This window comes from Eisenbergiella massiliensis (assembly GCF_003435485.1).
In genome coordinates this window covers 76587-99180 of record NZ_QVLV01000021.1, presented here as the reverse complement: position 1 = coordinate 99180, position 22594 = coordinate 76587, and the positions used below count along the sequence as shown (strand labels likewise).

The window sequence follows — 22594 nt, the reverse complement described above, 5'->3', positions numbered from 1 at the left end:
TTACAACATCGGCAAAAACATGGAACGCAAATCTTCTGCAAAAGCATCTCGGCATAATTTTCCTGTAGGGGTTATTTCCCGCCCCCTGCCAGTCCTAAGCCTGCTCCCCATCCTTTTTCACCACCGGCATATACTGGACAACCTCAGTTTCCCCGCAGATTTCCACAGTATCAACAAGATACTCCTCCATGAATGGCTGCGGACCGAAGCCGTACCGATCACTATTCTCCATCTTTTTTATGAAATCAAACCAGGAACGGCCGTTCTGCGCATATTTTACAAGCCTTTTCAGATACAGCCCGCCGGGAAATTCCTCTTTTATCACGCCTTCCCCGTCTTTTATTTCCATTTCATACGGAATCTGTATATACAGGCGGTAAAAAAAGCCGGGGCTGTCCAGCTTTTCAAAGCTATAAAAGGCGAAGAGCCTGTTCTCTTCCCTGCCAGGCAGGATTCCTCTGTCTGCCATCCACGCGGCCAGCTTCTTTCTCGCCCGCGCTTCCGCTCCGGGACCTGTCGCCGTGCAGGATGCGGTCATAAAAGGTTCCACATATTCCTCAGTTTCATTGGTAAGCTCCGCCTGGATATCCTTTTTCAGCCGCACTGGCATGTATAATTCCACGCCGCCCGTATGCGCAAATGCGTCATCAAAGCCAAGATGCTCTTCCAGCCACTGGGCGTCACCATATACATATTTGCTTCCCTCCAGCCAATTTGAGAAACGCTTCCAGCCGCGCATGATGCCTTCTCCCAGTTCCTCCTCTTTTGTCCGCTCAATTGTGATAACCGCATACAGACCGCCGCTCAGCCGCTTTGTTTTTATTTTTTCATCCGTCACTTCCATATCCTCCGGAATCGTGACGCATACCTCATATCCGTATTCTTCCGCCGAAGGGTCGCAGTCAGGCGCATTATAACCGAAAATACGGTAATTTCCACTGCGTATGTCCAGTTTTTCCCGCAAAACCCACTGGCTCATAGTTGCAAATGCACCGTCCTCCGGATTTTTTCCGTAATAACAGAAATAAGCAACACGCATGGGTGGCATTTCTTTCAAAATTTTGATATCCGGGTACTTTTCATTCATTTCTTCGTCGGGAATTTCAAAATATTTATCCATAACATTTATCCTTTCAAACTTGTAGTCCGCTCTTTCCCGGGAACAGGCGCTTGGAGAGAAGCCGGTGACTTTTTTAAAGATTCTGGAAAATGCATCGGCGCTGGTGTATGCATATTTAACGGCGGCATCCAGCACCTTCATCCCCTGGCATATATCATAAGCCGCAAGGGACATTCTGCGCATAATCAGGTATTCCTTTGCCTGAAATCCCGTAATGGCAAAAAACAGGCGGTAAAAATTCGAAACCGACATATACGCTTCTTTCGCCGCCTCTTCCGCCCTGATTTCATTTTCCAGATTATCCTCCAGAAAATCTATTGCTTTCTGTATCCTTTCATAGTAGTTCACCGGCCTGCCCTCCTGCAATCTTAAGATGTTTTCAGTATAGCAGACACCCGGACAGGTTACCCGACTTTTTTTCTCATTCTGCTTTAGCTCCATGCATTTCAGAATTTCCGGACGTTTTAAATGGGTTCCTGCGTTCACGGACGCCTTCCTTTGTACCGACGATTATCCGGTCGCAGAATTTGTCAAACAGGCCGGTTTCCAATACACCCGGTATTCCGCGGACCGCTTTCGCCGCTGTCAGGAAATCAATATTTTCTGAGAAGCTGATGTCCAGTATCCAGTTGCCGTTATCTGTTACAAACGGCCTTCCGTCCCTCTGACGGCAGACCGACGTTCCTCCCAGCTCTTTGACCGCCTCAGCCGCCCAGGCGGAACCAAAGGGCAGGACCTCTGCGGGAAAGGGGAATGTGCCCAGGCGTTTTACCAGTTTGCTTTCATCCATGATCCAGATCACCTGCTCCGCTCTGCGGGCAACGACTTTTTCCCTGAGAAGCGCGCCTCCCCCTCCCTTTACCGCACAAAAGCTGTCATCGATTTCATCTACACCGTCTATCGCCAAATCCACTTTAATCCCGGCTTCCGGACGGATAATGGGAATCCCCAGTGAAACGGCAAGCTTTTCCGTCGCTTCAGAGGTTACGGCCGCCTGCAGAGTCCTTCCTGCGCGGACCATAGCGCCAACCTCCTGTATGAGATAATATGCGGTGGAGCCGGTGCCCAGGCCGAGCGTCATCCCGTCGCGGATATATTTAACCGAAGCCAGTGCCGCTGCTTTCTTCAGTTCTTCTTTGATTTCTACATGATTTCTGCTGTCCATACTGTTTTTCACCTTTCTGTGAGTCACTTTATTCATTTACTATTGTTCCGTTTTTCATCTATCTATACTGTAATTATGATTATTGCAGTTATAAAAGTCAATCTGTTTTATACAAAATTCCGGGGGCCAGTTGATGGGGGCAATTGTTACGCTTTCCTGTGCCGTACATTTCCGGTTTGACAAAAATAACGGCATTCGTTAGACTGAAACCATAACTGGTCCGTGTAACCCTATAATATTGTTCGTCATATTTATAAGGAGGCCGAAATTGGAAGTACCATTTTGGGAAGAAACATATAAAGACGATACAGTTTTTACATTTGGCAATCAACCAAACCAGTCCATTACTGCAATCGAAAACCTGCTGGACAAATCGGGAAGAGTCCTTGACGTTGGCTGTGGTGACGGAAAAAATTCATTGTATCTGGCTAAACAGGGATTTAGGAATATTGATGCTTTCGATTTGTCGGTAAATGCAATTGAAAAGCTGCGCCGTTTGGCAGTGGCACACTCTTTAGAAATTAATGCATGGACTGGCAATTTATGCAGTTTTTCCTTTGTAAAAGAATACAGTCTCATAATGTCATTTGGAACCTTACATTTTGTAAGTAAGAATGACTGGCACAATTTTATTATGAAATCCAAAAAAGCCACGGCAGTCGGAGGCTTTCATATTATGCAGCTGTTTACGAACCAGGTGCCTCCCTCTCCTGATATTGCACCTTTTTCTATCGGTATGGCAGATGACGACGAAATCAGGAAGCTGTATGAGGATTGGGAGATTATTGATTTCAGGTCGTATGTTTTTGAAGACGAGCACCCCAATGTTCCCAGGCATCTGCATGCCTCTAACAAAATTACCGCCCGCCGGATAAAGTGAGGCCGCCGTCCTTTTCAGCTTTTTCTTCAAATCACTTAAAGCCCCTCCCCGCCAAAGACGGCAGGAAGGGGCTTCTCTGCTGCAGCTTTATTTCCACTGAATTATTTCTGCAGATTTATTTTTGTAGCTTCATTTCTGTGGCTTTATTTCTGTAATACCATTTGTACTGCCTTACTTCTTATTTGTCCCAACCTCTTTATGGTATTACAAACCATCCTTAAAGAAACCGTTCCTCAAACCACCATTTCACATCCGCTTATTCCAGACCAAGCTTCTCCTTCAGCTCATTCCAGATATCAAATGCGGAGAAACGCATCGGTATGCTGTAATCATCCCCGATCCCATGCACCGGTGTCCACACCTGGGCATAGAACGGGCTCTTACGGGCCATATCGGCATAGTGCCAGGTGTTCCGCTGGCATTCCGGGCACCAGTGGCCGCCGCGCAGCATGGCGTTGACGCTCATTTTATATTCATGGCCTTCCGAACATCTGAACCGCAGAGGCGTATAAATATCGGGAATATTTTCATCCAGCAGCTCACAGCCCCTAAACTGCGCAGCCTTCCTGATATCCTCAGCCTGCAGCTCTTCCAGCGCCTTGCTCTCATCATAGCCGTGATCCATATAAACCGGCTTCTCCTCGGAAGGATGGTAAAATTCATATCCTTCCTCCACACTCTTAATCTGCTGCTGTTTTTCTCTGGATCCGAAAAATGCATGAATCCAGTCTTCCTGATTATTCTCCAGCATCCAGGAGGTTCCCATTTCTTTATGGCTGATTTTTTCCAGGTTTTCCTTCATGGACCGGGTATTGGGCATCATGGCGGCAATCATGGGATTTTTCATCATCGCTTCCATTTCCGCCGTCGCCTCCGCCCGGTAGCTTTCCGGCGGGATTACCCTGAAATGTAAAATATCATCCAGTAAATCGGAATCCGTATAATAGTGGCCATGGAAATTGTAAAGCGCACATTTTGTCACGTCAAATACATCCTGGTAACGGATTCCCATAGGACCGAAGCTGAAATTCATCAGCTCCCAATGGGCAAAACGCCAGCCCTTGCCGCTGCTTAAATTATAGGCCTTCCTCCAGAACTCCTCAGGAACCCAGTCCTCGCAGAGATTGGCCATGCAGATGCCGGATTCCACCGCCGTGCTCCATTCCAACACGTTATTGGGATTCTGATGGTGCTGGATCGGCTCCTCGCCCGCTCCCTGATCCGGCGGGTATTGTCCGGTCTGGCGGATGGAAACCCAGTATTTCAGCCCGCTGTCAAATACGGAAAGCTCGGAAAATACCTTTGACATCGCATAATAATCATGGGCGGAAGGATTGATGGGATCTCCGCAGCGTCCCCAGTTCACAGGCACCGGCCTGTCACCAGTCATGGCCACCGTACCCACATAGGCGAATTTCACCTTGTCCGGATCCGGCTGTTCCTTAATGGCTTTAATAATATTCAGGGTGGAGCCGATATTCGTATACAGCGTTTCTTCCGGATATTTATCCGCCGCCGGAGATACCATGGCGCCGATATGCAGCACATAATCCGCGCCGGTTACACATTTCAGAATTGTCTCATAATCCTTCATGTCTCCCCAGACTACTTCCAGATAAGGATCTGCAATTTTTTTCACAAGCTCTTTATTCTTTGCGGAAGGACGCGCCAGCATGCGGACCACAAATTTCGGTTTTCTTGCAAGCAGCTGCTTCACCGTTTCAATCCCCATTTTCCCGGTTCCGCCTGTTACAAAAACGGTTTTGGGCGCTTTTGAAATCACCTCACGGTATTCAGGCTGATCGAATTTAACAGCCGCTTCCTGCGCTTCAAAGGTGGCATTCATCGCACGGCGGGCACGCAGCGCATCCCCTACCTTCACGAAAGCGATGCCTTCATTGCGGCAGATTTCCTCCAGCGCCGAAGCGTCATTACTTCTGGAACCAACCGCGACCACCGCATAATCACAGGGGTAAGACTCTTCTTTTCCATCCCTGATTCCATACACGCATCCATTTTCAATCCGGTTTACCGTGATATCTGTGACTGTTACAATTCCACGTTTTGCAATTTCTTCCATCACACAGATTTTACGGACAGGCCCGATATCAGCGCATACCTCCGGCAGCATTTCCAGGACGGTAACCTTGCAGCCGCTTTCCGCAAGATATTCCGCCGCTTCCATACCCACAAGACCGCCGCCGATTACCACGGCGGCACCGGAAACCTTCACCTTTCCGCCCAGCACCTGATGGGAGTTCACCACATTTTCCCCGTCTGCGCCCGGAATTCTCAGGCTGATGGGCGAGGAACCAATTGCGCAGATTACGGTATGCGGCTTTTCCTCTGCGATCAGTTCAGGGGTTAACGGCGTATTCAGATGCACCTCAATCCCCGCTCTTTTCACCTGCGACGCCATGGAAAGCATGGCCGCCTTCATTTCCTGTTTGCGGGGCGCTTCCCCTGCCAGCAGGAACTGTCCGCCAAGATGATCGCTGCTTTCATAAATCACCGGCCTGGCGCCGCGTTCCTTCAATACAAGCGCCGCCTGCATTCCGGCAATTCCGCCGCCTGCGATAAGCACCTTCTCCGGATCTTTACAGGGAACCGGCGCCATCTCCGCTTCCAGGCCTACCGCCGGATTTCTCAGGCAGGTGATGTGAGGCATATCCAAATTGGAAAAACCGTCATAGCAGCCCTGATCACAGCCTACACAGGTTATGATGTCCTCTCTTCTTCCTGCCTTTGCCTTGTTGCAGAATTCAGGATCCGCCAGCTGTCCCCGGCCGACAACCACCATATCCACCTTGTCTTCTTCCAGAATCTGCTCCGCCAGCTCCGGCGTATTGATTCTGCCGACGCCAACTGTCAGCATGCCGGTTTCTTTCCTGATATATGCCGCATTGTCAATATTGAAGCCGCAGGGCAGATCAAGGGAAGGCACCTCATATTTCAAAGCCGGCGTTATTATATTTCCTCTGGAAATATCCAGGACATCCACGCCTGCTTCCTTTGCCCATTTACAGAACTGCGCCACTTCTTCTATTGTCAGCCCGTTTTCAAGATAATCATCATGCGCATCTATTCTCATGAAAACCGGCATGTCTGCAGGGACCGCACTGCGGATGGCGCGGATAGCTTCCAGCGGGAAACGCGCCCTGTTTTCCAGGGATCCGCCGTATTCGTCCGTCCGATGGTTGATTCCGCCCGACAGGAAGGAATGGGGCAGATAGTTATGCGCGCAGTGGAACTCCACGCAGTCAAAGCCTGCTTCTGCAGCCCTTGCCGCCGCTTTGCCAAAGCAGTCCGCTATGTAATGGATCTGTTCCACGCTGATACCGGGCAGTGTAAGCTCCGCCGACACCGGCATGTCAGAGGCCACATACATCACTGCGGCCGGATCAAAGCTTACGGCAATGCTTCCCTGCCAAAGCTGGATCCCCGCCTTGCCCCCCGCTTCATGGATGGCATCCGTCAGCTTCTTCAGCCCCGGAATATACTTATCCTCTGCAATGGAAAGGAACTGCTTGGGGGAGCTTAACGGCTCCACGCTGGCTACCTCCACCATATTCAGTCCGTTTCCGCCCTTCACCCTGGCAACATGATATCGGATCAGCTTATCCGTCACCATTTTATGATCGCTCATACGGGTACCCATTGCGGGCAGGATAACACGGTTTTTCAGCTCCATCCCTTTGATCCTGATGGGAGAAAATAATTTTTCATACATAAGTTCCGTCCTCCTTTTCTTATATCTTATATTGTAAACTATTCATAATCTGTACAGTCAATGGTGTTTTTTTATTCAGATTTTGTTATAATTAACAGAAGATATGCACATGAAATGTATTTTTATCCACAATATGCCTTTCGAAAACTGTTCACCTGGTGTACACTTTCCGGTAGCGGGCCGGATCATGTGCAGGGAGAAATATTCTGTGGTGAAGGCTTTTGCACCGGGCGGACGGTAACGTTTGCACCGGACGGCAGCTTTTTTTGATAAAGGAAGGAGTATCCATGAGAATTAAGGAAGTGATTGAAAAAACCGGATTATCCAGGAGAACCATCCAATTCTATATCTCACAGAAACTGATCATGCCAAAAGAAGATCCGGTAAACGGTTATCATGATTTTTCGAACGAGGACGTGCGTAATCTCATTATTATTTCACGGCTGCGCAGGCTGGATTTTCCCGTTTCCGATATCCGCCACATCCTTCGTTTCCCAGGAACCGCTTCCTACTATTTCTACCGGCAAATCGACACTCTGACGAAACGGATTGACACCATGCGGCGGAATGTGGATATCCTTGCCCGCTATTTTGAAAATGATCCTGCCCCCATCGACTGCGATTCCCTTGCCGCCAGCCTGAGGCTCATGGAATCCTATGAGGAAAAGAAGGCTGCCGCCGATGATTTTACGGAGCTGGACAAGAGAATCATCCCTCTTTTTATATGGACGCCCTATCTTTCCGGAACCCGCAGTGAATACCAGGAATTCATCTGGAGCAAAATTTCCCGGAAGGTAATTGAGGATTATCAGCCTTTCCTGCGCAGTATGAAGTACATCATTTCTGCCCTTACGCCGGAACAGCTCACCTACAGCAGCGAAAAAACAGCGCAGCAGGCTGAAATTATAGCGTCCTTAAAGCATGACAGCCTTCCTGCCCATGCAGCCTGCATGCTGGAGCAAATTGATGCTTTTCTCCGGGACAGCGCCCTTGTGGAAAAATGGAACCTCGTCTATCCGCCGCTGATTTATCCGCTTCTGACAATCGGATATTCCGAACTGAGCAGTATGATGTTTGAACTGAACAGTGATTATGAGCGTTTTTATAATAATATCTGTGTTCTATGCGGCTTAATCTGGAACCTGCTGCAGACAACAGAACATGGGACACGGATTTATGAGGAAATCACAGAGAAACTTCTTCCCATTAACTGGGAGCAGAATGGGAAAGGGGAGCTTGAACGGATGACAGTATTTGCGTTCAGCCCCTATGCCCTGCTGGAAAAAGAAGACATTAAAAAGCTGTTATTTTGAAGGATTTTACCGTAACAGTCCGGCAATTGAACTGTTACTATTTTCCTTCTGTTAAAATAAAAAACAAACGAGGAGTATTACTATGCAGAAAAACCTTTCACTTTCCATTGACATCGGCGGTACCTCCGCCAAATATGCTTATGTCACGGCAGACGGAAAGCTCACCGGGAAAGATTTCTTTCCCACCTCCGGCCTGAAAAACCTGGATGAATTCTATCAGCACCTGCTGCCTGTTATCGATAAGGCTATTGCCTGCGGCGCCGTAAATGTAGGGCTGTCCTGTCCGGGCTTTATCCAATCGGACGGACTGTGTATGGGCGGCGTTGAGAATCTGCCTTATCTTAAAGGCGTGAATATCCCTGAATTCCTCCGGCAACATAATCCGTCTCTCAAGGTATCTATTATGAACGACGGTACTGCCGCCGCTTTAGGGGAGTACTGGCTGGGCAGCGGCCAGGGCAGCCGTGTTCTGCTGTGCATCACCCTGGGAACCGGTATCGGCAGCGCCCTGATTCTGGATGGCAGGCCATATCCGGGCAGCCATTTTCAGAGCGGGGAAATCGGCTACAGTGATTATTCCTCCTCTGAAGAATACCTGGAAATCAATTATTCCACCCTGGGAATTCTCAGAAGGGCCTCGGAGCTTACCGGAGAACAGCTCGACGGCTTTGCCTTTATCCAGCGCATCCGGGACAATGATCCCTGCTGCCTCCGGCTGTTGGAGGACTGGACCGAAACGCTGGGCCGTATCCTGGCGAACAATATCCTGATGCTTGACCCTGACAGGGTGGTAATCGGCGGCGGCATTTCAAAGCAAAGCGACATCCTTATTCCTCTCCTGGAAAAACATACAAACCGCCAGCTTCCGCCCCAGTACCGGCATCTGGCCGAAATCGTTCCCGCCAGGCTCGCCAATGATGCCGGCCTGTTCGGCGCTGTAAAACCGTTTTATGAAACGGGTATGGATACGTGACGCTGCTTTGATAATTTGCCAGCGCTGCCGTGGTGTAAAAAAGAAAACGTCAGGGCTTATGGCAAAGCCGGCCAAAAGGCAGTTCTTTGCATCCACCGGCCTAACCAGCCAAACAAACAGGCGCTTCCCGCCGCCGTTCTAAAAATGCCTCACTCCCTGTTCCCGGAGTGAGACATTTTTATTCGGCCAGATCAGTCCACCTCCTGCCCTGCGCGCAGACCGCAGAAAGTGATCCAAATATGCCAAAAGCTACTCTGCAGATAATCTGCCCATATAACTATCGCTATTCCATATCTCCTCAAATTCTTCTTCCCTAATGGCCAATGCAAAAAATCCCCCGCCCCACTCTCCTGAATTCAGCTCTGCCACAGAAGGTATGGAAAGAATCTCAATAACATCACGATAGAAATCCTCTATACATTTCACTTTCCTGTCCGCAAAAATCTCAATTGCCCTGAGCGCCAGCCGCTCATCCTCCAAATCAACCTCATAAAGGTAAACAACGGGCATATCGTCCGATTCATAGTCAGCAAAAACCTTGATATATTCCACATTTTCTTTCATATGCGCATCCTCCCCGGAATCAGCTAAGCACAGTAAATATCCGGCAATTTCACCGATACCATCCACACAAACATAAACCAGCACTCACCCGGCTATGAATTATTGTCCCTATTTCTGCGGTATCCGGATGGGGACATCCCTGTAAAGCTGCGGAACTGGCGGATAAAATGGGTCAGGTTATTATACCCCAGGGACTCTGCGATGGAGGATATGGTCCTGTCCGTAAACAAAAGCGCATTTTTTGCCGAATCAATCCTTGCACGGATGAGATCCTCCATGGGAGATGTCCCATAAAAGGATTTGTATACCGTATAAAAACGGGACTCGCTGAGGGGGATACGGGCCGCCATCTCCGCCACAGTCCATGGATGATTCAGGGAAAGAAGCACCTCGCTGCGAAGCCTGCGTAAGCCCTCCGAGGTGGTGGTATCAATAACAGCAGTATACTCATCCGACAGGGAACGGGAAAGCTTTATAAATAATTCTGTCATTTTCAGCATTATAAGCCGGTTGCTTCCTGATTTCCGGGAAAAATACTCGCTTTCCATCTCCTGCACAATGGCCGTTATCAATTCCGGCTGGCGTGGGTAAAGAAGTGTATCCAGCGGAAGGTCCAGGCATTCCGGCAGTCCCTCCGGCATTTCGGAAAAATGAAACCAGTCATGCACCAGCGGCTGCCGCGCAATGAAATACTGCGGAGTGCCCGGTGCATAAATGATGCAGGTATGGTTCGGCGTCACAGTTCTTACCCCACCAATGACAATTTCCACACTCGTAAGAAAATGTACAAAGGAATACCCCGGATATCCTTTTCTCCTGTTCAGGCAGAAACCGGCCTGTTCCGGCCAGGCATGGCGAATTCCATATAACAGCGGCATAATATTTTTTCCTTTCTGAATTTATTACACATTATATTAATCGCAGTAGGATATGTCAACAAATTCATAGGTTATGTCATTGAATATACAGGAATGGTTTGGCATGATTGACTTATACACAAAACATGAATTATTGGGAGGAAATGCTATGAATTCAAGAGAACGCGTACATGCTGTCCTTAATCACCAGCTTCCGGATCGTGTACCGAATGGATTGGGCGGCTGCGAAACAGCAGGACTGCACGTAATAGCTTATGACAATCTGCAGGAGCTTATGGGCGTGGAGCAAAAGCCCGCCAGAGTAGATACCTTTATGATGAATGCCGTTTTTGAAGAACCCGTAATCCGTGCCATGGACGGAGACCTTATCCTGCTTGCCTCCCCTAATATGTGTAAAAGTGATCTACGGGGAGACGCAGACGGGCAATGGAAGGAACAGAAGCTCTGGGGAAAAACCTTCTCCATACCGGTGCAGGATTATTTTAGTGTAAACAGCGATGGATACCTGGTCTGGGACAGCTGCGGCGGAGTAATCTGCCCGAAGGGCTCCTATTATTTTGATCAAAATGAGGCTGTTGACCTGATGGCTGAAATCGAAGTGCCGGATCCGGAGCAATTCCATCCCAGGGACACAATTGAAGAAAAAACACTCCGTAATCTGGAAAATGCCGCGAAAAAATTATATGAAGAAACGGATCTGTCTCTCTGTCTTGGGGAAAGCATTACCGACCTGCAGGTAGCTCCCGGCGGTATGATCGGTTCCATGGTTTTAATGATGGAAGAACCGGATGTGATGCGGGCGCTGCTGTCAAAATGCGTGGAAGCAGGCTTAAAGCAGATTGAGCTGCTGGAACAGGCCGTAGGAAAATACGTGGATATCCTATCGGTGGCACATGACTTTGGCGACAACAATGGCGTTACCATCGGCGAAGAACTGTGGAGGGATATTTATAAGCCTTTTTATAAACAGTTTTTCCAGGGCTGGCGCAGCATCACCAACATGAAAATAAATCTGCATTCCTGCGGATCCATCGCGTCTATCTTAGGGGATCTCATCGAATGCGGCGTTCAGATCGTTAACCCTGTCCAGACCTCCGCCGCAGGTATGTCGGCGGAAGCCCTTAAGCAACGCTTTGGAAAGGATGTGGTTTTCTGGGGCGGCGGCTATGATGCACAGCTTATTGATATATCCTCCTCTTACGAGGATGTCTACAGAAACGTTTATAAAAATGTTAAAATACTGGGCGCCGGTGGAAATTATATTTTTGCAGGAGTCCATAACCTGCCTGCGAATATGCCGGAGCATCATCTGAAGGCTATGCTGGATGCGTATCGTGATGCACGGGACTATTAGAACCGGCAGGAACTACCAGATTAAGCGAGGCCGCCGCTCTCAATTATCTGAATGATGGAAAATTTAAGCGGACGGCAAAGCATTTCATTCCCCGTCCAATGAATCCCAATGCCCGTTGGCGATCCGGTAGACAGGATCGTCTTCCCGCTCACAGTTGACCAATACGGAAATCATCAGTTCATCAATTTCCGGATCATCTTTCATCCGATCCAATACCTCAAAAGCGCTCTGACGCAGCACATCCGGGTATCCCGGCTCGATGAACGCCATAGCAAGGTCCTTTGCATCGGCTCCGGGCTGCCGTGCGGCATACCGCAGCAGCCGCGCCGCCGAGTCCGGATCCTCATGATCATCATCCATCGCCAGACATCGAAGCCCTTCCGCATTCAGTTCCACCCCCGGGTACAGCGCCAGCGCTCCCGCATCGGCATACATGGGGTAACGCTGCGCTGCCTTTATATACTCTATGTCCCATACCGGACCGACACCGGAGGCGATCGGCGGAGGCGTTCCCCTTCGTTTCCTTCCCAACGGGCAATCAAAGAGTTTTTGCTGCGCAGGGGTGATGATATCCGCCGCCGGCGTCTCGCTCCCGTCCGGCCAGACAATATGCAGGATTCCCTCTCTCCAGATACGCCCCGGACGCGATATGGTCAGGGCCGGCACTGTTTTTTCCTCCAGTGCACAGGCGCAGGCGCGGTGGTGCCCATCCAGAAGGACACTCATATATCCCCAGAGCGAATAGGCCAAAACAGGAGGAAGCGCCTCCCCTGCCCTGAGGCGCCGCCGATAGTTCTCCGCCTGTTGAGGATCGTACTTTTGTGCGCTCTGCGCAGGATAGAGATAGCAGGGGAAACAGGGAAGCACACGATGCTTATCTGAATCATAGTACTCCGACGTCGCTTTGAATGACGTCAATGACTCCGGTACATCCCAGAAGAAATGCCCGTCACCATCGGTTGGATAGTAATCCGAATAAGACAATACATAAATTCCCGGCTGGAGCAGGCCAAGGACCGGCCTCACCCGCTCCAGCGCATCCGCAAGTCCGGCATATGGCTTATCCAATGCAGCCCGGACCGAACGAATTTCCCTGCAGCCCTCCGGTATCCCATACCCTGCCGCCAGCATACTCTCACAGGTAGGGGAGCCGTTGGCCTGTATCCTGAGCAGCGGGGTTTCGCCCAGATACAGGATAGAGCGATAGTCCGCTTCGCATCCTCTGGCTTCTTTTTCCGGTTCAAACCAGTCCATGCTTAACCTCCCACAGCTGCCCCGCACAGCAAGAAGCAGATGCTCCGAGGGAAATGCCGCCAAACACCCCCTGCGTCCTGCAATTACCTCTATCTTTTCTTTTTGAAACAGCATAATATCCCTCTCCTTCGCCATTTCCATAACACCATCCTATCCTCCATGATAAGCTTTGACTTCCCGGTAAGCTTCACGATGGCATATTCCTCCTTGGTGACGGCCAGATATCCGGTCCGCTGTACAGAAGAATTCATGCAGGCGGTTCCCCGTCATTTGCCGCGCAGCCAGCTGGAATTTATTTATGTTTTTCCATATACTCGGACTTTACTTTGTCTATTGTTTTTCCACCAATACCAAAATTTTTATCTGGTAATTCTTTAATGGTAACAGAGAAAAATTCCTGCGGTACATTCATTATTTCAGATGAAACTTCTGTTAAACGCTTAATCAGATTTTCTTTTTGTTCATCTGATAAAGCTCCGCTTTCAATTGTTATATATGGCATTTTACTCCTCCTTATAAATTGGGATTGGTTAAAACATGGTTTATGGTTGGCTCAGGATATTTCACAAATAATGTTGCAAATTTATTTGCTTTTGGAACCGCCTCATCTAAAATGTCTTTGTCCCCACGCCAAAGTCCTGTTAGCATATCTGTAGCCGGTCTGTATAATGGAAAAATATTTGTTCCCTATCCTCTATTCCTCTACACAACTTTACATTGTTTTCTATAGCCGGCAATGTGCTCATAGACTTTTGTTTATAAGCTTACGAATGTGACCATCAGTATCGTTTGAAAGTTTTTTTAATGCATCTGTATCACAGAATCTAATTGCCAGCTTAGCTGCTTGATAACGTATTTTTTCTGCGCTGTCATCAAGAAATAAATCCAATAATTCATAAAATGTTTTTTGGGTCGCTCTCTCGGTAATTACTTCAGCAAGTGCAATACGGTGACTGATGTTATTTGATATATTAAAAAGCAATTTAAAAAATTCAAGATTTTCTTGTGTAGGGGAAAGCTGCTGTAAACACGCATAATAACATGCGTCAATTTGCTCATGATTGTTCAAAAAGCACGCGCGTATAATTTCATCGTGAATACAAAACTTACCGCTGGAGTACGCCTCTAATGCTCTTATAATAAAATGGATATCATCAGTCAACAACGCTTCCTGCAATTTATCATTTAGCTTAATGGCGTAAGGCATACGAAATATCACACCGAATACATAAAGCCTTTTATGATAATCATTGTCAGATAAATACGGAAGCAAGGCCTCATACGCTTCTTCATCGTCTTTATACGAAAGAGCTGTGCAGCAAACAGAAAAGCAGGACATATCTGCTGCAGCGTGCAGTCTGTCAATAAGCTGTTTGGTTGATAAATTATACGGCACAATAATACCATTTATCATTTCAGGCTTCATTTTGAATTCCCCCTGTACAATTATATTTAAACTCTTATCCTGCTTCAACCCCTTGTTCCATCCTCCGCAGTCAGCAGCAGCTCCACAATCCCTCTCTGCGCCTCCTGCGTATAATAAAACACCTCATATTCATTCCCTTTGGAACTGACCCGTACCTCGGCTTCTATCCCAAAATCCTTCCCATATTCCGTTATCTTCCGCAGCGGCATCCGATTGACGAATTTCAGTTCAAAAAGCCCTTCTTCCAGCAGCATCTGCTCCACCGCCTTTATGGTCAGACGTTTCGTCGCGCTCTCATCCCGTAAATCATTCATCTGACCCACAAGATCACTTAAGGACATCCGCGGGGCATAGTGTATCTGCGACGCGATTTCCTCCGTCATCACAAACTCTTCCTTCGTCTTTTTCCCGCTTTTCGTACCGGCCGGCAGTTCCTCTTTTCCCGCATCCGCTTCCAGCTCCGGCACCCCTTCATAATCCTGCACCACATCATAATCCAGGCTGGAAAAATCCACAGCGCCCAAGCTGTCCGGTTCATCCGTCTTGCCGTTCTCCCGGTTGAACCGGGCAATACACTGCAGGAACTGCTCTCCGTATTTTTCAAACTTGAACTCACCAACGCCTGATACTGACAGCATCTCATTCTTATCCACAGGCCGTATCACGCACATATGCACCAGCGACTTATCCGAAAAAACTATATAAGGCGGCACGCCTTCCTTTCGTGCGATTTCCCCGCGCAGTCCGCGCAGGACTTCAAACAGCCTCTCATCCTCCTCATCCAGATCGAAGGCGACGGCGCCCCTGCTCTTTTTGCCCTTCTTTTCACCGGCAGCCTTCGCAGGATGCTCCTGCTCCTTCGCCATTTTCATCATCACCGTCTCATCCTCTTCCAGGATAAGCTTTGACTTCCCGGTAAGCTTCACGATGGCGTATTCATCGTTGGTGACGGCCAGATACTCATTCAGCATCAGATAATTCATCACCTGACGCAGCTTATAGGCAGGCACTTTGGACAGCTCCCCGTAATGCGGGTTTTCATCCATCCGGTACTGCCTGATTTTCGCCGTGTTTGCACCATGCACCGTGTCTATAATCACATTCGTCCCATACCGCTGGCGGCAGGCAAGCACGCAGCCCAGCAGGACTCTGGCAATCTCCGTCACGTCCACTTCTTCAAACTGGCTTAAGCAATTGGAGCAGTTCCCGCAGTAATTGGAGCCATATTCTCCGAAATACCGCAGAATATAATCTCTCAGGCACTCATTGGTAAAACAATAATAAGTCATCTTCCGGAGCCGGTCCCTGTCCCTCTCCATCACAAGCTCCTTTGTCAGCGGATCCATCTCCTGATTATCCTGGTTATTATCGATAAAAAACTGATTCGTCACCACATCCTGGCCGCCGTAGAGGAGGATACATTCCGCCGGCTCCCCGTCTCTGCCCGCGCGGCCGGCCTCCTGGTAATACGACTCCATATTCTTAGGCATATTATAGTGTATTACATACCGCACATTGGATTTATCAATGCCCATTCCAAAGGCATTGGTAGCCACCATAACCGGATATCTGTCATAAATAAAATCGTCCTGGTTCTGTCTCCTTTCACCGTCACTGAGTCCCGCATGGTAACGGGTAACCGGAAAACCGTCCCCCCGCAGCCGCTCGCAGACCTCCTCCACCACTTTTCTGGTCAGGCAGTAAATAATCCCGCTTTCTTCCCTGTGAAGCTCCAGATAATTTTTCATTGTGGCATATTTATCTTTGGGAGTCTGCACGGCAAAATAGAGATTCGGCCGGTCAAAGCCGGTCGTCAGCACCTCCGGGGTACGGAGCATAAGAATATCTATGATATCATCCCTGACCTCTTTGGTAGCCGTAGCCGTAAAAGCGCCGACCACCGGCCGCTCAGGCAGCATTCCGATAAACTCTGAAATTTTCAGATAGCTGGGACGGAAATCCTGTCCCCATTGGGAGACACAGTGCGCCTCATCCACGGCAACCATGGAAATTTGGGCAGTTCTGGCAAAATCCAGGAATTCCTCCGTCACCAGCCGCTCCGGCGCCACATAAATGATGGGATATCGTCCAGCCTTCGCGTATTCCAATGCCTTCCTGTACTGACCATATGTAAGTGAGCTGTTCAGGAAAGCCGCATGGATTCCCACGCTGTTCAGGGCCCCTACCTGATCCTTCATCAGGGATATCAGGGGCGATACCACCAGCGTAATTCCGGGCAGCATTAAAGCAGGCACCTGATAGCAGAGAGACTTTCCCGCTCCGGTAGGCATAATTCCAAGGACATCTCGTTCCTGCAAAATACCGTCTATCAGCAGCTCCTGTCCGTCCCTGAAGCTGTCATATCCAAAATACTGCTTCAATATCTGATATTTATCCATTTCGTTCCTCCAAATAAAAAGCCCGCCGTATCCGGCCGCCTCTTCCTTTTTTTCCGTCTGTTCTTTTCCGTTATTTTCGGAAATTCAGGGAGATCTCTCTTCAAGACTCACACAATACACACATGACAAGGCGCTTACGGCCTCAACAGAAATTCGATGCTTTCATCCTATCACAGATATGTCCGGTTATGCAATCAAAATGCGCCGTTTACCACGTTTTTTTCCATCCGCCTTTCTTTACGGAAAATCTTTTTCCCAAAAAATCCTGCCGCTGCATACACGATTTTGCTTTCTGAGGCTTTTTAACTTCTGTTTGTAAGTTTAACGATATAACTGGAATTAATTACCAATTTACATAAATAAAATTGTATATAATTACTAAATTTATGTTTTTTATTGTGATTTATATTGACAAAGTTTATAAAGTAATGGCAATATAATAAAAAGATTTAGTTTAACGATAAATATAATATTAATCAAGAAAGAGGATTGTCCGAAAACAAAACAGCCGGATAACCGGCTGCTTCAGGGGAAAAAGCTTCCCGGAGGGTGTTTTACGGAGAACATAAATTGTACTCAGGAAAATAACGGAAGCGGGTTTTATACCCAAAAGGAGGTTTTCAGACAGTCTGAAAAAGGAGGGATGAAAAAGAGTATGAAAAAGCAGAGATTTAAGTCAGGCTTTGAACCGCCTGCGCATTTTGACAGTGGTTAACCCGTCAGGGCAGACACACACCTTCCCTATCCATTAGCTGTCGGATAAGAAAGGCAATTATCTACAATGCAGGGGACTGTAGCCAGAACCTTTTTGCACTGTTTTCCGTTTCGCGGACAATGGGCAGGCAGGACATGCAGGCTGCGGCGGCCCTTACATCATGACCCAGCCCTTGGAGAGGGGCTTTAATAACTACTACTAACCAAGTAAGGAGCGAAATAACATGATTAAATTTTGGAGACAGGGTGCAGCTTTATTGCTGGCCGGCGTAATGGCAGCCAGCCTTGCCGCATGCGGCAGCACCAGTACAGGCAGTACAGGAAATTCAGACAATGCAGGCGCTTCCAATGAAGGCGCAAGTGCCGAAAATACCGGCGGCAGTGAGAATAACGGCGAGATTGTAAAGCTGGTGGTATGGGGCGTCGGCAGTGCCGATACCGAAGACTGCAACGAGGTTGCCGCCGCTATCAGCGAGATTACCCGCGAGAAAATCGGTGTTGAAATCGAGCTTGTCCGCGGTCAGGACGCAGAACAGATCAATCTGGCTCTTACTTCCGGTGAACCCATCGATATGCTGAACTATAATAACGTTAACGGCCAGCTGGCTGCTATTGTACGTAACAACTATGCTACAGCTCTGGACGATCTGGTTGAAAAATACGGACAGGGCGCTCTTGAAGTTATCAATCCTGTTGACTTGGATGCCTGCTGTTTCGGCGGTACACTGTATGCACTTCCCGACATGAAGGACACTTCCCGTTCCGCTGGTTTCTCCATGCGCAAGGATATCGTGGACGAACTGGGAATTGAAGTTCCTGAAATGGGTACTTACGATGATATGTACAAAATCCTGACTCAGGTTCATGAAGCATATCCCGACATGTATCCTCTCGTTCCCACATGGGCCGGCGGCGGTATGCAGGAAACTCTGCCTACTGATCCTCTGGGCGATAACCTGGGCATTCTGGAAAATGTTTACAACGACACCACAGAGGTTGTGAACTATTATGCGACTGAAAGCTATCGCAAATTCTGTGAAATGATGTACAAATGGAATCAGGAAGGCCTGATCATGCCTGATGCTACCACAACCACTGAAAACAACCTGCTCTCCGGCAACGGTTTTGCAATGTTTGAAAACTGGAAGCCCGGCAAGGAACTGGAAAACTACAAGTCCACAGGCAAAGAAGTGGTATTCATGAAAGTGGTTGAGCCTTACAAATATACCGACGTATCCAACGGCAACTCCTTCATCATTCCTTACAGCTCACCCCATCCTGAAAAGGCTATGGAGCTGTGGAACCTGATGTATACCGATCCTGAGGTTTCCAACCTGTTTATCAATGGTATCGAAGGCAAGCATTGGGTATACACAGATGATTCCAAAACCTTTATTACCACTCCCGAAGGCGTGGATCCTAATGCCAGCGGTTATTCCTCCGTTGACTGGGCTTGGCCTAACCAGCAGATTACTCCTCTCTGGAAAGGTGCTCAGGCTGACCTGTGGGATGAGCTGAATAAGTTCAATGAAAGCGGTGTTGCCAGCCCTGCCCATGGCTTCTCCTGGGACAGCAACCCGGTATTGAACCAGGTTACCGCCTGCAACAACGTTGTATCCGCATACCACACAGCACTTCGCTGGGGCGCTATGGACCCGAATGAAAACCTTCCCAAGTTCATTGCTGAACTGGAAAGCGCCGGCATCAATGAAATCATTGCAGAGAAACAGCGTCAGCTGGATGAGTTTCTGGCAGGTAAGAAATAAACTCCGGAAACCCTGATATAAACATAAGCATGCAAAAAAGGAAGGCGGGTATGGGTTGCTCCCCAACCCGCCTCTTCTTTACACATTATCAAATCATAGGGAGGACTAAAATATGAAGAATGTCAGAAAAAAGCTGAAACGATTCTGGCCCCTTTATTTGATGTTCGTGCCTGGCGTCATCTATCTGTTTATCAATTGCTACATACCCATGTTTGGCATTCAGATCGCGTTCCGACAGTATAACGCCAGAGACGGCATCTATGGCAGTCCGTGGTGCGGTTTTAAAAACTTTGAATTCCTTTTCCGCACAAAAGATGCCTTCGTCATGATCCGGAATACCCTGCTCTATAACCTGGTATTTATCGGGCTGGGCACCATATTGGCTGTTGCAGTGGCCATTATCCTTAACGAAGTCCACAGCAAAAAGGCCAAACAGCTGTACCAGACCGTAATCCTCATTCCCTACCTGATTTCCATGGTTATCGTCAGCTATCTGGCATTTGCTTTCCTGAGCAGCAGCAATGGTTATATCAACAACTCGCTTCTGGCTGCTTTCGGCGCAAAACCTATCGACTGGTACAACAGCCCTAAATACTGGCCTGTCATCCTGGTTGTCATCAACATCTGGAAAGGCCTGGGCTACAACATGATACTGTATTATGCCACCATCTGCGGTATTGACCACACTTTGTATGAGGCGGCCGTGGTAGATGGTGCCAGCCGTTGGCAGCAAATCAAAAATGTAACACTGCCCGGCCTGAAATCTACAATTATCATTTTGACCCTGATGGCCCTGGGCGGTATCTTCCGGTCTGATTTCGGTCTGTTCTATCAGGTTCCCCAGAACTCCGGTCCCCTGATCAGCGTGACCCAGACCATCGATACCTATGTGTACCGCGGCCTGATGCAGACCAACAACATCGGCATGTCCTCCGCAGCAGGCGTATATCAGTCTGTTGTAGGATTCATTCTGGTAGTAACCGCTAACTTTATTGTCCGCAAGGTGGACAATGAGAGTTCCCTGTTTTAAGAAGGAGGCAGCATATTATGGTAGACAAGGGAAAAGGATTCCAGATTTTTGCTCATATCCTGTTGAGCTTTCTTATTATTTGTGCAATTGCACCTTTCATACTGCTGATTATGTCCTCCATCACTGAAGAACAGACTCTGATCACAAACGGCTACAGCTTCTTTCCTGAGAAGTTCAGTACCTATGCATATGAATATCTGTTTACGAAATCTGCCGCAGTATTCCGCGGTTATGCAATTTCCTTTCTGGTGACTGCAATCGGTACGGTGTGCAACCTGCTGTTCACCACACTGTATGCCTATCCGCTTTCACGGAAGGAACTGCCGGGCAGGAACATATTCGCCTTTTATTTATTCTTCACCATGCTTTTTTCCGGTGGTCTGGTTCCCTCATACCTTATGTGGACCCAAACCTTCCATATCCGCAACACCGTATTCGCCCTGCTTATCCCCAACCTGCTGATGAGCGCTTTCAACGTTATTATGATGCGTACCTATTTCACCGCTAATATTCCGGATGCGGTCATTGAGGCGGCCCGGGTTGACGGCGCCAGCGAATTTAAGATACTTTTCGGCATCGTACTGCCCATGGCCCTGCCCATCATCGCCACCATCGGCCTGCTTGTTGGCCTGGCCTACTGGAACGACTGGATGAACGGTCTGTACTATCTGAACGACGATCGTATGTTCAGTATCCAGGTACTGCTGATGAATATCCAGAGGGATCTCGACTCCCTGCGGCAACAGGCGCAGGCCGGAGGCAATATCAACACCGCTGATCTGCCTTCCACCTCAGTCCGCATGGCTCTGACCGTAATGGGCATTCTGCCGGTTATGGTTATATATCCTTTCATGCAAAAATATTTTGTAAAAGGTATTGCCATCGGCGCTGTAAAGGGTTAAGCAAAAGACTTAATTCTCCAGTGCCCTCACAGCTACGGAAAAATTACAAAAGGGAAAGTCCCTGCGGCACAGAATGCCCGGGACTTTCCCTTTTTTTACCATTCAGGAAAAGTTACCGTACTGATATGGGGCGCAACGCCTGCAGTCTCAAGCTTCCCCCTGTATGTTTCTTCCCAGGAATCATTCCAGCAATAAAGCCGGAAGCACCTGTAAAAATGGTATCCATACATACAGACTACGGCCAGAACCAGCAGCCAGAGCGCAAAGCCCATGAAATCCGCAGGCATGGGCTTTGCGGCCATTCCCGCTGCCCCGGCCCACCTCGCCAGCGCTTTAAATACAAGGGAATTCTCAGACCGCCTTCCGCCCCCAAACGCCTCCGGCCCCACAATACGCCTGTCATCATAAAGAAATGTAAACACCGCTGTCATAAGACAGCCAACTGCCACCTCAACACCTGAAAATATCAGCTTATCAAAATAAACCTTAAGCCTCACATAGACCTCCAGGCTCCTGTCCACGGCACGTCCCGGCAATTTGCCCTCTCCCATGCCGCCGCAGAGCATCAGGTTGCTTAAAGAGGCCATCAGCCCGCCGGATAATACCATCGCCGCTTCTTCCGTACGCCCCCTTCGATTGTCAACTATCAGCGCCGGCGCGTTCTCTTCTGCATTTACCGCATATCCCACGCCGCTTTCAGCGAATTTTTCCCACTCCTTATCCCGTTCCTTCTGTGTACGGACTCTTCCAGAACCGCCGAGGAAAAGCCCTACAACAGCACAGATCGAAGAAAAAAATCCCACAATCCCGGCTGTCAGGACTGCTGCCGCCAGCCCCGGAAAATTCCGCAGGATCAAAAGGAAATAACCTCTCTTCTTCTGCCCTGCCAGCAGAATGCCGCCAAGCAGGCTGCACATAAGCCCCGGCGCCACATAAATCAGGCCGACGCACGCCGCAAATTTCCCCAGCTCCGCCGCGCCCTTCGGCCTCCAGGCGCTCATCAGTAACAGATAAAATGCGCTGAAAAACAGTGCAAAAACACCATATAGGAAAATAATCCCTTTATGCTCCTTATGCAGTCTGAAAGCTGAAAACCGTTCTTCCTTCATAATCACTTACCTGCTTT

17 protein-coding genes are annotated in these 22594 nt (G+C 48.6%); 7 read left to right on the top strand and 10 right to left on the bottom strand.

Annotated elements, in window-relative coordinates; translation table 11 throughout:
* Positions 1-94: 94 nt before the first annotated feature.
* Both DXC51_RS22765 and rpiA read right to left on the bottom strand, forming a co-directional pair.
* A complete protein-coding gene (locus DXC51_RS22765) occupies positions 95-1468 on the bottom strand; it encodes an effector binding domain-containing protein (protein WP_035324235.1) in 1374 nt (457 codons plus the stop codon).
* Between the two features lie 73 nt (positions 1469-1541).
* Positions 1542-2321 carry a ribose-5-phosphate isomerase RpiA gene (gene rpiA, locus DXC51_RS22760; protein WP_021639979.1) on the bottom strand — a complete coding sequence of 260 codons (780 nt, stop codon included), beginning with the start codon at positions 2319-2321 and terminating at the stop codon, positions 1542-1544.
* A gap of 232 nt (positions 2322-2553) precedes the next feature.
* On the opposite strand from rpiA, the gene DXC51_RS22755 reads away from it, so the two are divergent.
* A complete protein-coding gene (locus DXC51_RS22755) occupies positions 2554-3165 on the top strand; it encodes a methyltransferase domain-containing protein (RefSeq protein WP_035324190.1) in 612 nt (203 codons plus the stop codon).
* Positions 3166-3421: 256 nt separating this feature from the next.
* Here the strand turns inward: DXC51_RS22755 and baiCD are convergent, their stop codons facing one another.
* On the bottom strand, positions 3422-6895 hold the full coding sequence (gene baiCD, locus DXC51_RS22750) for a bile acid Fe-S flavoenzyme BaiCD (protein ID WP_021639983.1): 3474 nt from the start codon (positions 6893-6895) through the stop codon (positions 3422-3424).
* Between the two features lie 287 nt (positions 6896-7182).
* Between baiCD and DXC51_RS22745 the strand changes: the two genes are divergently transcribed.
* The gene (locus DXC51_RS22745; protein ID WP_021639985.1) at positions 7183-8208 is read left to right on the top strand and encodes a MerR family transcriptional regulator; all 1026 of its coding nucleotides are present in this window, start codon (positions 7183-7185) and stop codon (positions 8206-8208) included.
* A gap of 82 nt (positions 8209-8290) precedes the next feature.
* Positions 8291-9181: an ROK family protein gene (locus DXC51_RS22740; RefSeq protein ID WP_021639986.1), complete on the top strand. Its 891-nt coding sequence runs from the start codon at positions 8291-8293 to the stop codon at positions 9179-9181.
* Between the two features lie 249 nt (positions 9182-9430).
* On the opposite strand, the gene DXC51_RS22735 is transcribed toward DXC51_RS22740, so the two are convergent.
* Both DXC51_RS22735 and DXC51_RS22730 read right to left on the bottom strand, forming a co-directional pair.
* Complete coding sequence (locus DXC51_RS22735; protein WP_035324242.1) at positions 9431-9745, bottom strand: DUF6881 domain-containing protein; 315 nt, start codon at positions 9743-9745, stop codon at positions 9431-9433.
* A gap of 92 nt (positions 9746-9837) precedes the next feature.
* On the bottom strand, positions 9838-10623 hold the full coding sequence (locus tag DXC51_RS22730) for a helix-turn-helix domain-containing protein (protein WP_021639989.1): 786 nt from the start codon (positions 10621-10623) through the stop codon (positions 9838-9840).
* A gap of 148 nt (positions 10624-10771) precedes the next feature.
* Between DXC51_RS22730 and DXC51_RS22725 the strand changes: the two genes are divergently transcribed.
* Positions 10772-11977, top strand: coding sequence for a uroporphyrinogen decarboxylase family protein (locus DXC51_RS22725; protein ID WP_035324192.1), 1206 nt, complete (start codon positions 10772-10774; stop codon positions 11975-11977).
* Positions 11978-12061: 84 nt separating this feature from the next.
* On the opposite strand, the gene DXC51_RS22720 is transcribed toward DXC51_RS22725, so the two are convergent.
* The 4 genes from DXC51_RS22720 to recQ all read right to left on the bottom strand — a co-directional run bounded on the left by DXC51_RS22720 (position 12062) and on the right by recQ (position 17056).
* The gene (locus DXC51_RS22720; RefSeq protein ID WP_021639991.1) at positions 12062-13372 is read right to left on the bottom strand and encodes a hypothetical protein; all 1311 of its coding nucleotides are present in this window, start codon (positions 13370-13372) and stop codon (positions 12062-12064) included.
* 151 nt (positions 13373-13523) lie between these two features.
* The gene (gene dmpI / locus DXC51_RS22715; RefSeq protein WP_021639992.1) at positions 13524-13733 is read right to left on the bottom strand and encodes a 4-oxalocrotonate tautomerase DmpI; all 210 of its coding nucleotides are present in this window, start codon (positions 13731-13733) and stop codon (positions 13524-13526) included.
* A 240-nt stretch (positions 13734-13973) separates the two neighbouring features.
* A complete protein-coding gene (locus tag DXC51_RS22710; RefSeq protein WP_147332396.1) occupies positions 13974-14657 on the bottom strand; it encodes a hypothetical protein in 684 nt (227 codons plus the stop codon).
* A 44-nt stretch (positions 14658-14701) separates the two neighbouring features.
* On the bottom strand, positions 14702-17056 hold the full coding sequence (gene recQ, locus DXC51_RS22705; protein WP_021639995.1) for a DNA helicase RecQ: 2355 nt from the start codon (positions 17054-17056) through the stop codon (positions 14702-14704).
* A gap of 938 nt (positions 17057-17994) precedes the next feature.
* On the opposite strand from recQ, the gene DXC51_RS22700 reads away from it, so the two are divergent.
* The 3 genes from DXC51_RS22700 (at position 17995) to DXC51_RS22690 (ending at position 21468) form a co-directional block, all read left to right on the top strand.
* Positions 17995-19536, top strand: coding sequence for an ABC transporter substrate-binding protein (locus DXC51_RS22700; RefSeq protein ID WP_021639999.1), 1542 nt, complete (start codon positions 17995-17997; stop codon positions 19534-19536).
* Between the two features lie 112 nt (positions 19537-19648).
* Positions 19649-20566 (top strand): ABC transporter permease, encoded by a 918-nt coding sequence (locus DXC51_RS22695; RefSeq protein WP_021640000.1) that lies wholly within the window; start codon positions 19649-19651, stop codon positions 20564-20566.
* Between the two features lie 17 nt (positions 20567-20583).
* Positions 20584-21468 (top strand): carbohydrate ABC transporter permease, encoded by an 885-nt coding sequence (locus DXC51_RS22690; RefSeq protein ID WP_021640001.1) that lies wholly within the window; start codon positions 20584-20586, stop codon positions 21466-21468.
* A gap of 95 nt (positions 21469-21563) precedes the next feature.
* Here DXC51_RS22690 and DXC51_RS22685 read toward each other — a convergent pair whose 3' ends face one another.
* Positions 21564-22577, bottom strand: coding sequence for a hypothetical protein (locus DXC51_RS22685; RefSeq protein WP_021640002.1), 1014 nt, complete (start codon positions 22575-22577; stop codon positions 21564-21566).
* Between the last annotated feature and the right edge of the window lie 17 nt (positions 22578-22594).

Bases quoted from the DNA above. Each gene is read 5' to 3' on its own strand.
- DXC51_RS22730 (WP_021639989.1), bottom strand. From the start codon at position 10,623: ATGCCGCTGTTATATGGAATTCGCCATGCCTGGCCGGAACAGGCCGGT.
- baiCD (WP_021639983.1), bottom strand. From the start codon at position 6,895: ATGTATGAAAAATTATTTTCTCCCATCAGGATCAAAGGGATGGAGCTG.
- recQ (WP_021639995.1), bottom strand. From the start codon at position 17,056: ATGGATAAATATCAGATATTGAAGCAGTATTTTGGATATGACAGCTTC.
- dmpI (WP_021639992.1), bottom strand. From the start codon at position 13,733: ATGCCATATATAACAATTGAAAGCGGAGCTTTATCAGATGAACAAAAA.
- DXC51_RS22725 (WP_035324192.1), top strand. From the start codon at position 10,772: ATGAATTCAAGAGAACGCGTACATGCTGTCCTTAATCACCAGCTTCCG.
- DXC51_RS22695 (WP_021640000.1), top strand. From the start codon at position 19,649: ATGAAGAATGTCAGAAAAAAGCTGAAACGATTCTGGCCCCTTTATTTG.
- DXC51_RS22740 (WP_021639986.1), top strand. From the start codon at position 8,291: ATGCAGAAAAACCTTTCACTTTCCATTGACATCGGCGGTACCTCCGCC.
- DXC51_RS22690 (WP_021640001.1), top strand. From the start codon at position 20,584: ATGGTAGACAAGGGAAAAGGATTCCAGATTTTTGCTCATATCCTGTTG.
- DXC51_RS22745 (WP_021639985.1), top strand. From the start codon at position 7,183: ATGAGAATTAAGGAAGTGATTGAAAAAACCGGATTATCCAGGAGAACC.
- DXC51_RS22735 (WP_035324242.1), bottom strand. From the start codon at position 9,745: ATGAAAGAAAATGTGGAATATATCAAGGTTTTTGCTGACTATGAATCG.
- DXC51_RS22720 (WP_021639991.1), bottom strand. From the start codon at position 13,372: ATGGAAATGGCGAAGGAGAGGGATATTATGCTGTTTCAAAAAGAAAAG.
- DXC51_RS22700 (WP_021639999.1), top strand. From the start codon at position 17,995: ATGATTAAATTTTGGAGACAGGGTGCAGCTTTATTGCTGGCCGGCGTA.
- DXC51_RS22710 (WP_147332396.1), bottom strand. From the start codon at position 14,657: ATGAAGCCTGAAATGATAAATGGTATTATTGTGCCGTATAATTTATCA.
- rpiA (WP_021639979.1), bottom strand. From the start codon at position 2,321: ATGAATAAAGTGACTCACAGAAAGGTGAAAAACAGTATGGACAGCAGA.
- DXC51_RS22685 (WP_021640002.1), bottom strand. From the start codon at position 22,577: ATGAAGGAAGAACGGTTTTCAGCTTTCAGACTGCATAAGGAGCATAAA.